This window comes from Paeniglutamicibacter psychrophenolicus, from assembly GCF_030812255.1.
In the GTDB taxonomy this organism is placed as follows: domain Bacteria; phylum Actinomycetota; class Actinomycetes; order Actinomycetales; family Micrococcaceae; genus Paeniglutamicibacter; species Paeniglutamicibacter psychrophenolicus_A.
Window position 1 is genome coordinate 1 of the sequence record NZ_JAUSSH010000001.1, and the last position, 14,697, is coordinate 14,697.

11 protein-coding genes and 1 tRNA gene are annotated in these 14,697 nt (G+C 67.7%); 8 read left to right on the forward strand and 4 right to left on the reverse strand.

Annotation, left to right across the window (positions count from 1 at the left end):
* The first annotated feature begins 260 nt into the window (after window positions 1-260).
* The 3 genes from J2T21_RS00005 (at window position 261) to J2T21_RS00015 (ending at window position 2,365) form a co-directional block, all read left to right on the forward strand.
* Window positions 261-761 carry an SRPBCC domain-containing protein gene (locus J2T21_RS00005; protein WP_307577200.1) on the forward strand — a complete coding sequence of 167 codons (501 nt, stop codon included), beginning with the start codon at window positions 261-263 and terminating at the stop codon, window positions 759-761.
* Window positions 762-834: 73 nt separating this feature from the next.
* The gene (locus J2T21_RS00010; protein WP_307577203.1) at window positions 835-2,217 is read left to right on the forward strand and encodes an FAD-binding oxidoreductase; all 1,383 of its coding nucleotides are present in this window, start codon (window positions 835-837) and stop codon (window positions 2,215-2,217) included.
* 71 nt (window positions 2,218-2,288) lie between these two features.
* Window positions 2,289-2,365 (forward strand) — tRNA-Pro (locus J2T21_RS00015).
* Window positions 2,366-2,517: 152 nt separating this feature from the next.
* Here J2T21_RS00015 and J2T21_RS00020 read toward each other — a convergent pair.
* Window positions 2,518-3,552, reverse strand: coding sequence for an ABC transporter substrate-binding protein (locus tag J2T21_RS00020; RefSeq protein ID WP_444939665.1), 1,035 nt, complete (start codon window positions 3,550-3,552; stop codon window positions 2,518-2,520).
* A gap of 103 nt (window positions 3,553-3,655) precedes the next feature.
* Between J2T21_RS00020 and J2T21_RS00025 the strand changes: the two genes are divergently transcribed.
* Together J2T21_RS00025 and J2T21_RS00030 are read left to right on the forward strand one after the other, a co-directional pair.
* The gene (locus tag J2T21_RS00025; RefSeq protein ID WP_307577205.1) at window positions 3,656-4,768 is read left to right on the forward strand and encodes an iron chelate uptake ABC transporter family permease subunit; all 1,113 of its coding nucleotides are present in this window, start codon (window positions 3,656-3,658) and stop codon (window positions 4,766-4,768) included.
* The gene (locus tag J2T21_RS00030; protein WP_307577207.1) at window positions 4,765-5,817 is read left to right on the forward strand and encodes a FecCD family ABC transporter permease; all 1,053 of its coding nucleotides are present in this window, start codon (window positions 4,765-4,767) and stop codon (window positions 5,815-5,817) included. Before J2T21_RS00025 ends, J2T21_RS00030 begins: the two co-directional genes overlap by 4 nt.
* Here the strand turns inward: J2T21_RS00030 and J2T21_RS00035 are convergent.
* The 3 genes from J2T21_RS00035 to J2T21_RS00045 all read right to left on the reverse strand — a co-directional run bounded on the left by J2T21_RS00035 (window position 5,814) and on the right by J2T21_RS00045 (window position 10,456).
* Complete coding sequence (locus J2T21_RS00035) at window positions 5,814-7,568, reverse strand: glycoside hydrolase family 13 protein (protein WP_307577209.1); 1,755 nt, start codon at window positions 7,566-7,568, stop codon at window positions 5,814-5,816. The two genes, J2T21_RS00030 and J2T21_RS00035, sit on opposite strands and share 4 nt — an antisense overlap.
* 63 nt (window positions 7,569-7,631) lie before the next feature.
* Window positions 7,632-8,657 (reverse strand): LacI family DNA-binding transcriptional regulator, encoded by a 1,026-nt coding sequence (locus tag J2T21_RS00040; RefSeq protein WP_307577211.1) that lies wholly within the window; start codon window positions 8,655-8,657, stop codon window positions 7,632-7,634.
* 44 nt (window positions 8,658-8,701) lie between these two features.
* Entirely contained in the window at window positions 8,702-10,456 is a 1,755-nt protein-coding gene (locus J2T21_RS00045; protein ID WP_307577213.1) for a glycoside hydrolase family 13 protein, read from the reverse strand.
* A gap of 279 nt (window positions 10,457-10,735) precedes the next feature.
* On the opposite strand from J2T21_RS00045, the gene J2T21_RS00050 reads away from it, so the two are divergent.
* The 3 genes from J2T21_RS00050 to J2T21_RS00060 all read left to right on the forward strand — a co-directional run bounded on the left by J2T21_RS00050 (window position 10,736) and on the right by J2T21_RS00060 (window position 14,697).
* Complete coding sequence (locus J2T21_RS00050; RefSeq protein ID WP_307577215.1) at window positions 10,736-12,052, forward strand: sugar ABC transporter substrate-binding protein; 1,317 nt, start codon at window positions 10,736-10,738, stop codon at window positions 12,050-12,052.
* A gap of 123 nt (window positions 12,053-12,175) precedes the next feature.
* Complete coding sequence (locus J2T21_RS00055) at window positions 12,176-13,792, forward strand: ABC transporter permease subunit (RefSeq protein WP_307577217.1); 1,617 nt, start codon at window positions 12,176-12,178, stop codon at window positions 13,790-13,792.
* Window positions 13,789-14,697: a sugar ABC transporter permease gene (locus J2T21_RS00060; protein ID WP_307577219.1), complete on the forward strand. Its 909-nt coding sequence runs from the start codon at window positions 13,789-13,791 to the stop codon at window positions 14,695-14,697. The genes J2T21_RS00055 and J2T21_RS00060 overlap by 4 nt, the downstream gene beginning before the upstream one ends.

Here is a 14,697-nt window from a genome sequence, read left to right on the forward strand (position 1 = left end):
GGAAGCTAAGACCCACCGCGCCGATGGTACTGCACTCGGGAGGGTGTGGGAGAGTAGGTCACCGCCGGACAACTTGTCCCGGAACCCCCAAGCCACTGGCTTGGGGGTTTCGATGCTTAACGCCCGTTCCCGGCCCCCGGCACCCGCCGGGGGCCGCACCCGCTTCAGGCGTGCCCCGCCGGCCGGCCGGCCACCGGCACCGGCACCGGGCCGGATGTCTCGCAAGCCACCTTCATGGCCAAAGCCGTTAGGGTTGAGGGATGGACGGACTATTTTCACACGCGGCATCAGCCAACGAGCCAAGCTCCCAAGACGGTTACCATTTGCCGGAGCATCGGCATACGGTGAATGTTCCGGTATCAGCAGACCAGGCATTTGAAGGCTTCTCCGAGTACATCCACCTCTGGTGGCCCGTAGGCAAATTCTCGCAGTTCGGCCCGGGTAGCCATGTGACCTTCGAACGGGGGAGTCTGCTTGAGGAGTCTGAAGACGGAGACCAGCACCTCTGGGGAAAGGTCGTTCACCTCGAAGCACCAGATAGCATCGTCCTGGACTTCACCCTCGGCATGGAAACAGCCCCGCCCACCCATGTGAGCCTGGAATTCCATGAACAAGGCAGCGGAACCGAAGTGGTCTTGACACATGACGGTTGGGCTTCCGGGGAGATCGGCCAGCAGCAATACGATCAGTACACGGACTGGCCAGAGGTCCTCGAGTATTATGCTCGCTTCATGGGAGCCGGCGGCCAGGCCGAGCGCTAAGCCCCCTGACACAGAGGGCTGTGCCCCCCCCAGCGGCGGCTCAGCCATATCCAAGATGCTTCGAAAGGGCGGCATGAGCCAGCAAATCGCAGATGTGGCGTTGATTGAAGACCTGGTCCAGCACATCGGTGAGGGAGCGGTATCAACCGACCCCACGGTGCTTCAGTCCCACAGCCACGACTTCGGGAAGATCGTCGACCACCAGCTGCCCTTGGCCGTGGTCTTTGCCGAGCGCGTGGAAGACGTCCAGGCGGCCCTGCGGCTCGCTTCGGCGGCCGGGGTCAAGGTTGTGCCGCGCGGGGCCGGGACGGGCGTCTCAGGCGGTGCCCATGCAGTGGCGCGCTGCATCGTGCTCTCACTCGAACGCATGAATCGGATCCTGGAGATCCGCGCGGAAGACGAAGTGGCCGTGGTGCAGCCCGGAGTCATCAATGCGGTACTGAACAGGGCCGTCGCCAAGCACGGTCTCATGTATGCGCCAGACCCGGCCAGCTACAGGGAATCGACCATCGGCGGAAACGTGGCCACCAACGCCGGGGGGCTGCGTTGCGCCAAATACGGGGTCACCACCGACTCGGTCCTTGGTCTGGAGGTCGTGCTGGCCGACGGCACCTTGATCAGCACCGGGCGAAACACCTTCAAGGGTGTCGCCGGTTACGATCTGACCTCGCTGTTGGTTGGTTCGGAAGGGACCCTGGCGGTGGTCGTCTCCGTGACCGTTCGCCTGCGTTACCTCAGTGAAAGTCCCTGCTCCATCGCCGCGGTGTTCACGGATGTCGTCCAGGCTGCGGCCGGGGTGGTGGCGATCGCCCGGGTGCGCGTGCAGCCGGCGATCCTGGAGTTGCTGGATATCGGGACCATGCGTGTGCTGGATGCGGCCTACGGCTCGGACCTCAGCGCCCGCGGCGGCGCGCTGCTGCTGGTTCGCACGGACGGCCACGGAGCGGAGATCGAGGCGGGTATCGTGCGCTCGGCGCTGGAGAGCCTCGGGGCCCAGGTGAGCGAACCCGACGACGAGGAAGCCGTGCGGTTGATCGAGATGCGCCGCGCCAGCCGCGGCGATGGCCAGGACGACCAGTACCGGGTTGGCGAGGACATCGCGGTGCCCCGGTCGGCCATGGTCGACTACATGGGGACCCTGGACAGGATTGCGGCCAGGAACAATGTCATGGTGCGCATCGTTGCCCACGCCGGTGACGGAAACCTGCATCCCACCTTCTGGGTGGACCCCGACGACGGAACCGAGGGCGTGGCCCGGCTCGATGCAGCCCTTGACGAGTCCATCCGCGCTGCGTTGGAGGTGGGCGGAACCATCACCGGCGAGCACGGCGTGGGCACCGTGAAGCGTGAATGGCTGGCGTGGGAGCAATCCGAGGAAGTGCTGGAACTGCAGCGAAAGATCAAGGCCGTTTTTGACCCGCAGGGCATCCTGAACCCCGGCAAGGCGATCCTGTGACGCAGGGCCCACTGCCTCGATTAGGTGTTGGAGTGAAAAGTCGGTAAACTTTTTATTCGTTGGTACAACACCGGGATATGGCGCAGCTTGGTAGCGCGCGTCGTTCGGGACGACGAGGTCGCAGGTTCAAATCCTGTTATCCCGACCAATGTGAGCCCCGCAAGAAACTTCGGTTTCCTGCGGGGCTCGTCCCATTTAACGGCCGTTTCGGTCGGGGTCCAGGCCTGACGGCTAAATGGCTGTGGGGCCCGGCATCGGCCGGGCCCCACACAAAGCAGGAATCAATCAGGAAGTGCGAAGCTACTTCACCAGGTAGCCGCGCAGGTCGTCGAGCACGATCGAGGCGCCTGTCGGGCCCAGGCCCAGGAACCAGACGTCGTCGTTCACGCGCTGCACGTTCCCGGCCTTGACGGCCTCGAGCTTGTCCCAGATCGGGCCCTCGAGCGCGGCCTTCTCGCCGGTGGCCTCCGGGGTGCCGTAGGAGGTATAGAAGATCCAGTCCGAATCGGCCTCGGCCAGGTTCTCGGCGGAAATCTCCTTGGCCAGGTCATCGATGTCCTGGTTGGCCGGACGGGAGAACCCTGCGTCGTCCAGGATGACGCCGATCAGCGAGGCATTGCCGTACAGCCGGATCTTCTCGGGCATGAAGCGCAGCAACGAGATCTTCGGATCGCCCGTCACGTCCTCGCCCAGGGCGGTGGCCTTGTCCTGGTAGCCGTTGAGCACCTCGACAGCCTTGGTCTCCTCACCAAGTGCGGCGGCGGCAAGGCGGAAGTTTTCCTTCCACGGGAAACCCGGGCGGATCGAGAAGACGGTCGGGGCGATCTGCGAAAGCTGCGGGTAGAGCTTGTCGGCGCGCAGCTGCGAGCCGATGATCAGATCCGGCTTCAGCGCGGCAACGGCCTCGAGGTTCAGTTCCTGGATGGTGCCCACGGTCTTGGCGCCCTTGACCGCGTCGGCCAGGTAGCTGGGGATCGAGTTGGCGCCCTCGGTGGAGGGGATGCCGACCGGGGTGATTCCCAGGGACAGCACGGCGTCGAGTTCGCCGGTGTCCAGCACCACGACGCGCTCGGGCTTCTTGGCGATCTCGGTGGTGCCGTTGGCATGGGTCAGCGTGCGCGGGAAGACGCCCGGGGCCGTGTTGGCGCCGAACTTGGCGGTGGCCTCGTCCGCGGTGGAGAAGCGCTCCCCGCCGACGGCGACGTCGGAGTTGCCCGGCGCGGTGTCGGTGGAGCCGCCGGCTGCACAGCCCGCGGTCAGCGCGATCAGGAACAGGGCGGCTGCTGCCTTGGCGGCGCCGAAACGGGGCCGAAGGCTCGAAGAAATCAATTTCACTACGCAAATGTATCGTATTGAAGTTGCCCGTGCCTAAGCGGTGTTGTTCGAGGGGGACGTCGACGCGGTAGTGTTGAACGGTTCGAAGCTAAGGAGACGATGCGTGGCCAGTCCCACCCCCGCTGCGGTGAACCCCGAAAACACCCAAGCCAGCACCGATAAAGCAGCCAGTGGCTGCTCGACGACGACCATGGGACCGCTGCTGCCCGCGAAGATTCCGGGCGCGCTCGCGCATCGCTCGGGCCTTTTGCTGTGTTTCGCATTGTTGCTGGCGCTGCTGGCGCTCTTCTCCCTGGCCGTGGGGTCCAAGCACATCGAGTTCCCGGTGGTCTTGGATGCCCTGCTGAACCCCAACGACTCCGCCGACCACGCCATCATCCGCGACTCCCGCCTCCCGCGCGCCGTTTTGGGCGTCCTGGCCGGAAGCGCGCTGGGCATCGCCGGGGCGCTGGTCCAATCCATGACCCGCAACGCCCTGGCCGAACCCGGGATCCTGGGCGTGAACGCCGGCGCCTCGCTGGCCATCGTCATTGCCGTGGGCACCTTCGGGATCAACGGGTTCAACGGCTACGTCTGGTTCGCCTTCGGCGGTGCGGTGCTGGCCACCGGCGCCGTGTACCTGGTCGGGATGGCCGGGGCCCGATCCAACGACCCGGTCCGGCTGGTGCTGGCCGGGGTGGCCCTGGGCGCGGTGCTCTCCGGGATCGGAACCGCGCTGGCACTGGTGCACCCCTCGGCCTTCGACCAGCTGCGGGCCTGGACCATCGGCTCCCTGGAAGGCCGCTCCGCGGACGTGCTGGCCCCGCTGGGAATCGCCGTGCTGGTGGGTGTCGTGCTGGCGGCCTTCACCGGCCGCTCGCTCAACGCCCTGGCCCTGGGGGACGACACCGCCCTGGCCCTGGGCTACAAGGTGGGACGGGCCCGCGTGCTGATCCTGCTGGCCGTCACGGTGCTGGCCGGTGCGGCCACCGCAGCGGTGGGCGCGATCAGCTTCCTGGGTTTGATGGCACCGCACCTGGCCCGTCGCTTTTCCGGGCCCGACGCCCGCTGGATGCTGGCCTACACCGCGGTGCTCGCCCCGATCATCCTGCTGCTGGCCGACGTGCTGGGCCGGGTCGTCATCCCCGGGGAACTTGAGGCCGGGGTGGTCTGCGCGTTTGTGGGCGCCCCGGTGCTGATCCTGCTGGCCCGCCGCAAGAAGCCGGTCGCCGTATGAGCGCCGCGCCGGAAGCCCCGGCAGCCGCCCGGGTCCGCGTGCTGGGCCGGGCCCGGCGCCTGGGCCGCGAGACCGCGCTGTGCCTGCTGCTCTCGGCCCTGGCCGTGCTTTTCGCGCTGCTGGTCATCGGCAGCGGCGACTACCCCATGGGCCCGGGAAAGGTCGTCAACGTCATCCTCGGCGGAGGGGAGGGGCTGGATAGCACCATCGTGTTCCAGTGGCGTGCCCCGCGCGCCGTGGCCGCGCTGGCCTTCGGCGCCGCGCTGGGCGTGGCCGGCGCGGTGTTCCAGTCGCTGACCCGCAACCCGCTGGGCTCGCCCGACATCATCGGATTTTCCACCGGCGCCTACACCGGGGCGCTGCTGGCACTGACACTGGTGGGCGGCAGCTTCCTGGCCACCTCGCTCGGTGCGCTGGCCGGGGGCCTGCTCACCGCCCTGGCGGTGTACTTCCTGGCCTGGCGGCGCGGTTCCCACGGCTTCCGGCTGATCCTGGTGGGCATCGGCATTTCCGCGATGCTTGCGGCCCTGAACCAGTGGCTGGTGCTGCGCGCGGAGATCGAGGTGGCCATGGCCGCGGCGGTGTGGGGAGCGGGAACCCTCAACGGGGTGGGCTGGCCGGTGCTCGTCCCGGCGCTGATCGCCATCGTCCCGATCCTGGGACTGGTCCTGGCCGGCGGGACAACGCTGAACATGCTGGAACTGGGGGATGACACGGCCACCGCGCTGGGCATACGCGTGGAACCGGCGCGACTGACCATGGTGGTGCTGGCCGTGCTGCTGACCGCCGCCACCACCGCGGTCGCCGGACCCATCGCCTTCGTGGCACTTGTCGCCCCGCAGCTGGCCAAGCGGCTGAACCGTGCCGCGGGCATGCGCCTTGCCCCGGCAGCCTGCATGGGAGCGCTGCTGCTGGTGGCCAGCGACCTGGTGGCCCAGCGGCTCTTCGCCCCGGTGCAGCTGCCGGTGGGCGTGGTGACCGTGAGCATCGGCGGCGTCTACCTGATCTGGCTGCTGGCCCGTGAGGGCAGGGCGGCCAACCGGATCTAGCCCCCGGTGGCGCGCAGCCAGGCCGCCGAGTTGGCACCCAGCAGGCCCCGGGCGGCCAGCGCCGGCCCGTCGGCGGCGGAAAAGATCAGCGGCTCGCCCGCGGGCAGCGGCACCGGGGCCCCGGAAAGGTTCAGCACGTTGACGGTGGACCCGTTGCGGATGGCCAGCACCTCGGGCAGCTGCGGGTTCGCGTAAAAGGCCAGCGAGCCCAGCCCCAGGTCCAGCTCGCTGCGCAGCGACAGGGCCCTGCGGTACAGGTTCAGCGTGGAATCCGGGTCCTCTTCCTGCAGGTCGCGGGAGAACTCCGCCCAGTTTTCCGGTTGCGGCAGCCAGGTTTCCCCGCTGGGGGAGAACCCGCAGGCCGGGGCGTCGTGCACCCAGGGGATCGGCACGCGGCAGCCGTCGCGGCCGATGCGCTCGCCGCCCGAACGCAGGAAGGTGGGGTCCTGGCGGTAGGCGTCTTCCAGCGTGGTGTTGTCGCCCAGCCCCAGTTCCTCGCCCTGGTACAGGTAGGCACCCCCGGGCAGCCCGAGCATGAACACCGTGGCGGCTCGCGCCCGGGCGCGACCCAGCACGGTGTCCGGCTGCGGGTCGCGCGGTCCGATCCCGTCGCCCAGGTCCATGGCACGGCCGTCGTACCCGAAGCGGGTGGCGTGGCGGGAGACGTCGTGGTTGGACAGCACCCAGGTGGTCGGCGCATCCACGGCGTCGAAGGCGGCCAGCGAGTCACCGATGACCTCGGCCAGGGCGTCGCGGTCCCACAGGGTGCGCAGGAAATCGAAGTTGAAACTCTGGTGCATCTGGCCCGGGGCGACCCAGTCGGCCAGCCGGGTCAGCGGGCGCACGTTGGCCTCCGAGCAGAGCACCGGCTCCCCGGGGTACTGATCGCAGATCTCCCGCCAGCGGGCGAAGACCTGGTGCAGCTCGGGCTGCCCGAACATGGGGGCGTCGGCGAAGGGGAAACCGGGCCGCGGGGTGCCGTCCGGTGCCCCGCCCCAGTCGGGCATGCCCTCCTTCTTGAACATCGCGTGGGCGACGTCGATCCGGAAGCCCCCGGCCCCGGCATCCAGCCAAAAGCGCAGCGTCTTCTCGAACTCCTCCTGCACCGCGGGGTTGCGCCAGTTGAAGTCCGGTTGGGTCGCGTCGAAGAGATGGAAGTAGTACTGGCCTTGGGTTCCGTCGGGGTTCGGAACGCGGGTCCAGCCCGAGCCGCCGAAGAGGGATTGCCAGTTGTTCGGCGGGGTGTTCCCACCCTCGCCCAGCCCGTCGGCAAAGTGGAACATGGCCCGCTCGGGGGAGCCGGGCGCGGCGGCCAGGGCCGCGGTGAACAGGGCGTGCTCGTTGGAGCAGTGGTTGGGGACGATGTCGATGATGATCTTGATGCCGAAGGACGCGGCGGCGCTGATCAGCGTCTTGGCATCCTCGATGGTGCCGAAGAGCTTATCCACGCCGCGGTAGTCGGACACGTCGTAGCCGGCGTCCCTTTGCGGGGAGGGGAAGAAGGGGGAGAGCCAGATGGCATCCACGCCCAGGGTCGCGATCTTGGGCAGCTCGGCGGTGATGCCGGCCAGGTCGCCCATGCCGGAGCCGGTGGAATCCTTGAAGGAGCGCGGGTAGATCTGGTAGATCACCGCGCGGCGCCACCACTGGTCGCCGGCCGATGGCTCGTGCAACACCGGCTGCAACGCATAGGGCGAAAAGGCTTCGTTCTGGGCATCCGACGCGCTGGCGGCGTCCACGGGTAGCGACATGGTTCCAGCCTATCTACTTGTGGGGCCCGGGATCCTGCGCAGGCCCGGGGTGTTGGCCAGCGGTCAGGCCGGGGGCGCGGTGGAGGTGCGCAGCACGAACTCGGTGGGGAAGAATTCGTCGGCAGGGGGCGTGCCGGCGGGCTCGTCGGCGCCGTCCTCACCGAGCAGCTCCATGATGCGGGCCACCGCTGCCTCGCCCTGGGCTGCGGGGTGCTGGGCGATAGTGGTCAGCCCGTACAGTTCGCCGAGCTCGTGCCCGTCGATGCCGATCACCGAGAAGTCCCCGGGCAGCGACAATCCCAGGTCGCGGGCGGCCATGATCGCGCCGAAGGCCATCTCGTCGGAGGCGCAGAGCAGCGCGGTGGGCCTCCCGCGCGGGTTGGACAGCAGGCTGCGGACCTTTTGGTAGGCCCCGGCGGTGGTGAAGTCCGCGTCCAGCAGCCACTGCGGGTTCACCGCGATCTCGGCCTGGTCCAGGGCGTACTCGAAGCCGTCCAGCCGGGCGGCGGGCAGGTTGAAGTCCACGTTGAACACGTCGGTGCCGCCCAGGAACGCGATCTTCGTGTGCCCCAGGGAGAGCAGGTGCTCGGTGGCCAGCGAGGCGATGTTGAAGTCGTCGACGCGGATGGTCGACACCTCCGGCAGCAGCCCGCCCAGGGCCACCAGCGGCTTGCCGACCGCGCGCAGCTGGTGCAGCTCGGGTGCGGTGAGCTTGAGCGTGACGGTGATGACCGCGTCCAGGCGCTGGCGCATCAACAGGTCCTGGAAGACCGCGTCGCGGTGCCGCTGTTCCCCGCTGGTGTTGTACAGGGTCAGGTCGTAGCCGCGTTCGTTGAGTTCCTGCGTGGCGCCCTGGAGTACGTTGGCGAAGTACCAGCGCGAGATGGTGGGCACCACGATGCCGATGTTCCGGCTGCGCCCCGAGGCCAGCGAGGAGGCGTTGTAGGACAGCACGTAGCCCAGGTCCCTGGCCGCCCGGGCGACGGACTCGCGGGAGGCCGCGGAGACCTTTCCCTTCCCGGACAGGGCACGGGAGACTGTGGCGACCGAGACCCCGGCACGCAGTGCGACGTCCTTGATGCTTGCCATGTTGTTCGGCTTCCTTGTCCTGGGGTGGCGGGTGTGCGCGGGTGCTAGGCGGTGCGCGGGCGCAGCCAGAGGGCCGCGTCCGGGTTCAGCACCAGGGATCCGGTGCCTGCCGGTGCCACCCCGAGCGCCGTGGCCGAGCTGGCCAGCAGCACCTCACCGGCGGGCACGTCCACGGGGGTCGGGCCCAGGTTCAGCAGCACCAGCACCCCGGAGTTCCCGAAGCCCAGCAGCTGCCCGCCAGCGGTGTCTTCAAGCCAGTTTAGGTTGCCCAGCCCCAGGTCGTGGGTTCGGCGCAGCGCAAGCGCCTTGCGGTAGAGGTTCAGCGTGGAATCCGGGTCGGACTCCTGGGCCTGCCGGGTCAGCGATTCCCAGCCCCCGGGCTGGGGGAGCCACCCGGTGTCGGCATCGCTGAAACCCAGTGAACGGGTCGAATCGTTCCAGGGCAGCGGGACCCGGCAGCCGTCGCGGCCCAGGCGCTCGCCGTCGGTACGCGCGTAGGTGGGGTCCTGGCGGTATTCGTGGGGGAGTTCGGTGTGGTCGCCCAGCCCCAGTTCCTCGCCCTGGTAGAGGTAGGCGCCTCCGGGCAGTCCCAGCATGAACAGCGTCGCTGCACGCGCCCGCGCCAGTCCGAGCACCGGATCGGGCTGCGCGTCCTCCGGGCCCAGGCCGTCGCCCGGGCGCAATGCCGGGGTGGGCGCGCCGAGCCGGGTCGCGTGGCGGGGCACGTCGTGGTTGGACAGCACCCAGGTGCTCGGCGCCCCGACCGCGTCAAAGGCCTTCAGTGACCGGGTGATGATGGCCTTGAGTGCCGCGGCGTCCCAGTCGGTGTGCAGGAAGGGGAAATTGAAGGACTGGTGCATCTCGTCCGGGCGCACCCAGTCGGCCATGGCCTCGATCGGATGGACGTTGGCCTCGGCGCACAGCACGCGCTCGTCGGGGTACTCCTCGCAGATCGCCCGCCAGCGGCGGAAGACCTCGTGCACGGCGGGCTGGCCGAACATCGGGGCGTCGGCGAACGGGTAGCCGGGGGTGTCGGCGCCGTCGGCCCGTCCGTGCCAGTCGGGCAGCCCGGAGGCCTTGACCAGGGCGTGGGCGACGTCCACGCGGAATCCGCCGGCTCCGCGGTCCAGCCAGAAGCGCAGGACCGAGGCGAATTCGTCGCCCACCGCCGGGTTGTCCCAGTTGAAGTCGGGCTGGGAGGAGTCAAAGAGGTGCAGGTAGTACTGCCCTCCGGTGCCGTCGGGTTCGGGGACGCGGGTCCAGGCGGAGCCGCCGAAGTGGGACTGCCAGTTGTTGGGAGGCAACTGGCCACCGTCCCCGAGCCCGTCGCGGAAGATGAACATGTCCCGGGCCGCCGAGCCGGCGGGGGACGCGAGCGCCTCGCGGAACAGGGCATGTTGGTCCGAGCAGTGGTTGGGCACGATGTCGACCAGGATCTTGACCTCGAGCCGGTTGGCCTCGGCGATGAGCTCGTCGAAGTCCTCCAGCGTCCCGAAGAGCGGGTCGACGGCGCGGTAGTCGGAGACGTCGTAGCCGGCGTCCTTTTGCGGGGAGGCAAAGAACGGGGAGAGCCAGATGGCGTCCACGCCCAGTGATGCGATGTGGTGCAGCTCGGTGGTGATGCCGCGCAGGTCGCCGATCCCGTTGCCCGTGGTGTCGCGGAAGGAACGCGGGTAGATCTGGTAAATGACCGAGCGGCGCCACCACTGGGTGCTGCCCGAAGGCGCGTGGGTGGCCTCCTCGAACCGGGCCGGGGCGGCGGGCTGGGGGATCGCGGGGAGCTCTTCGGTCTGTGACATGCGCCCCATCATAACGGTCAAAGCACCAAAAGTGGAAGCGTTTCCATTCGATCCTGGGAAAGTGGGAGAAGGTCCGGTCGTTGCCAAATAGTTACCAATTGCCTCCGTGAAGCCGATATTGCCAGTGAATCAGCGGATTTTCGGACGCCAGCGACGGCCGGGCGAGCGAGCGTCCTGTCTTGTGACCTAGACGACATGAGTGGAAGCGTTTACACTAAATCTCACGCCACCGGCGCCGAACGATCCACCGGGCGCCCAACACTCGAAAGAGGAACCATCATGACGGGAATCACGACCCCCGGTGCACGCCTGACGCGCCGCACCTTCACCCTGGGCGCCGTCGGGGCACTTTCCGCCCTTGCGCTCACCGCCTGCGGAGGCTCCGGCACCCCGGCAGCCAGCTCGAGCCCGGCGGCCACCGCCGCCGCGACCAGCGCCCCGGCCACCGGCACCAGCCTGACCATGTGGGTCGATGCCGAGCGCTCGCCGGCACTGAAGAACATCGTTGCCAAGTTCAAGGCCGAGAAGGGCATCGACGTCAAGCTCGTGGTCAAGGACTTCGCCGCGGTGCGCGACGACTTCATCACCCAGGCACCCACCGGCAAGGGCCCGGACGTGCTGGTCGGCCCGCATGACTGGCTGGGCAAGCTCGTGCAGAACGGCGTCGTGGCCCCGGTGCAGCTCGGCGACAAGGCCAAGGACTTCGCCGAGAGCTCCATCAAGGCAGTGACCTACGACGGCCAGACCTATGCGGTTCCGTACGCCATCGAGAACGTTGCCCTGATCCGCAACACCAAGCTCGCCCCCGAGGCCAAGACCACGCTGGACGAGGTCCTTGCCGAGGGCAAGAAGGTCGTGGCCGCCGGGGACGCCAAGTTCCCCTTCCTGGTCGGGCTCGATCCCAAGCAAGCGGACCCGTACCACCTCTACCCGCTGCAGACCTCCATGGGGGCACCGGTCTTCGCGCAAAACGCCGACGGCAGCTACGACGCCAGCCAACTGACCCTGGGCAACGAGGGCGGCAAGAAGTTCGCACAGCTGCTCACCGACCTGGGCGACAAGGGCTCCAAGGTCCTGAACTCCAACATCACCGGCGACATCGCCAAGGAGAAGTTCCTGGCCGGGGAATCCCCGTACTTCCTCACCGGCCCGTGGAACGTCCCGGACATCGCCGCCAAGGGCATCAAGTTCGCCGTCGACCCGCTGCCCACCGCCGGGGACAAGCCCGCCCAGCCCTTCATCGGCGTGAACGGATTCTTCATCTCCGCCAAGTCCACCAACGCCCTGGCCGCCAACGAATTCGTGGTCAACTACCTCAGCCAGCCCGAGGCCCAGGACGAATTGTTCAAGGTCGGCGGACGCCCGCCGGCGCTGACCGCCTCCTTCGAGAAGGCCGCCAGCGACCCGGTTGTCAAGGCCTTCGGCGAGATCGGCGCCAACGGCGTCCCGATGCCGGCGGTTCCGGCCATGGACGCCGTCTGGGCCGACTGGGGCGGCACCGAGCTGAACCTCATCAAGGGCAAGGAAGCCGACCCGGCGGCAGCCTGGACGAAGATGGCAGCCAACATCGAAAAGAAGATCGCCGGCAGCAAGTAGCCGCACGCAACACCATTGGTCCCCCGGGGCCCGGTGCGCGGCAGCCGCGCACCGGGCCCCTTGGGGGACCCCCACACCATCGCCGCCCGAGCGGTTGAGCGCACCAGGAAAGATAGCCGGACCATGGTAGAAATCGAAGAAAAGCCCGAGGTGTCCACGGCGCGGCCGGGCGGGCGGAAACCGTCGAAGAACGGCCGCGGACCCGATTCCCTCGGCGGCATCCTCGCCAAGATCATCCTGCTGGGCATCACCGACGCCGTGGCGGCCTTCGTGCTCTTCCAGCTGGCGCTTTCCGCCGAATGGCTGGTCTTCGGCATCTCCTTGCTCACCACCCTGGCCATCAACTGGATCTACCTGCGCCGAGGCGGCCTTCCGGCCAAGTACCTGGCCCCCGGGGTCATCTTCCTGATGGTCTTCCAGGTCTTCGTGATGATCTTCTCCACCTACATCGCTTTCACCAACTACGGCGACGGGCACAACTCCTCCAAGGAAGACGCGATCGCCTCGATCCAGCTCTCGGCCTCCGAACGCGTCCCGGACTCCCCGCAGTTCCCCACCTCCGTGCTGGAAAAGAACGGCAGCTACTTCCTGCTGGTCACCACCCCGGAAGGCGAGGCGAAACTCGGCGGCGCAGAGGAGCCGCTGCACACCGTCACCCCCTCCACCACGGGCCCCACCGGGGCGGCCACCGGGGTGGAAGGCTACGGTACCCTGGACTTCGCCACGCTGCTGCAGCACCAGGCGGAGATCACCTCGCTGAGCGTGCCGATCAGCGCCAACCCCGAGGACGGATCGCTGAAGACCGCGGACGGCTCGACCTCCTACGTCTACACGCCCAAGCTCAAGTACGACGCGAACGCCGACACCTTCACCGACACGGCCACCGGCACCGTCTACTCCGATGACGGGCGCGGCTCCTTCGTTGCCTCCGACGGCACCCGCCTGAACACCGGGTGGAAGGTCAACGTGGGGCTGGAAAACTTCGAGCGCGCGTTCACCGACCCCAACCTGCAGGGCCCGCTGCTGAAGGTCATCGCCTGGACCTTCGGGTTCGCGATACTCTCGGTGGCCACCACCTTCGCCCTCGGGCTCTTCCTGGCCATCACCTTCAACAAGGCGGACTTGAAGGGCAAGAAGTTCTACCGGATCCTGATGATACTTCCCTACGCCTTCCCCGCCTTCCTCTCCGGACTGGTGTGGTCCGGCCTGCTGAACCCCGAATTCGGGTTCATCAACAACGCACTGCTGGGAGGGGCCCAGATACCCTGGCTCACCGATCCGGTGCTCTCCAAGGTCTCGGTGCTCATGGTGAACCTGTGGCTGGGCTACCCGTACATGTTCCTGGTGTGCACCGGGGCCCTGCAGTCACTGCCCGAGGACGTCGACGAGGCGGCCCGCATGGACGGGGCCGGGGCATGGAAGATCTTCACCGCCATCAAGCTGCCGTTGCTGCTGGTGTCCCTGGCGCCCCTGTTGATTGCCTCCTTCGCCTTCAACTTCAACAACTTCAACGTCATCTTCATGCTCACCGGCGGCGGCCCGCGCTTTGACGGCACGACCTTCGACATCGGTTCCACCGACATCCTGATCACCATGGTCTACAAGATCGCCTTCGGCACCGGAACGGGCCGCGACTACGGACTGGCCAGCGCCCTGGCGATCCTGATCTTCATCATCGTCGCCGCAGTGTCGGCACTGAGCTTCAAGAAGACCAAGGCCCTGGAGGACTTGAACCAATGAGCACCCTGACAACCAAGGCAACCGCAACAACGGTGCCGGCCAACAAAGCCTCCTTCGGCCAATGGTTCAAGGCCAAGGGCTGGCGCCACCTGGTCGCCATTGCCGCCACCGTCTTCTCCGTCTTCCCGCTGCTCTACGTGCTCTCGGCGGCGCTGAACCCCACCGGCACCATGGCCGGGGCCAGCAGCCTGTTCACCGAGTTCGGCACCGGGAACTTCGAGGAGCTCTTCGCCAACCAGGAACGGCCCTTTGGCCGCTGGTTCGTCAACACCCTGGTCATCGGGACCGTCACCTCCGCCGCCACGGTGTTCCTGGGTGCCATGGCCGCCTACGCGTTTTCCCGCATGCGCTTCACCGGCCGCCGCGTCGGGTTGCTGACCCTGTTGCTGCTGCAGATGTTTCCGCAACTGCTCACCGTGGTGGCGATCTTCCTGCTGCTGAACTTCATCGGCGACATCATTCCGGCCCTTGGTCTGGGCTCGCAGCTCGGGCTGATCATGGTGTACCTCGGCGGGGCACTGGGCGTGAACACCTACCTGATGTACGGGTTCTTCAACACGGTGCCGACCTCGCTGGACGAATCCGCGCGCATCGACGGGGCCAGCCACGTGCAGGTGTTCTTCAAGATCATCATGCCGCTGGTCACCCCGATCCTCGCGGTCGTGGGACTGCTGGCCTTCATTGGGATCTCCTCCGAGTTCGTGATCGCCTCCGTGGTGCTCACCGACCCCGATTCTCAGACCCTGGCCGTGGGACTGTATTCCTACGTCGCCCAGCAGCGCAGTGAGAACTGGGGCGTCTTTGCCGCCGGCGCGGTGCTTGCAGCGATCCCGGTGATGACACTCTTCCTGTTCCTGCAGCGCTACATCACCTCCGGCCTGACCGCCGGCGGCGTGAAGGGCTAA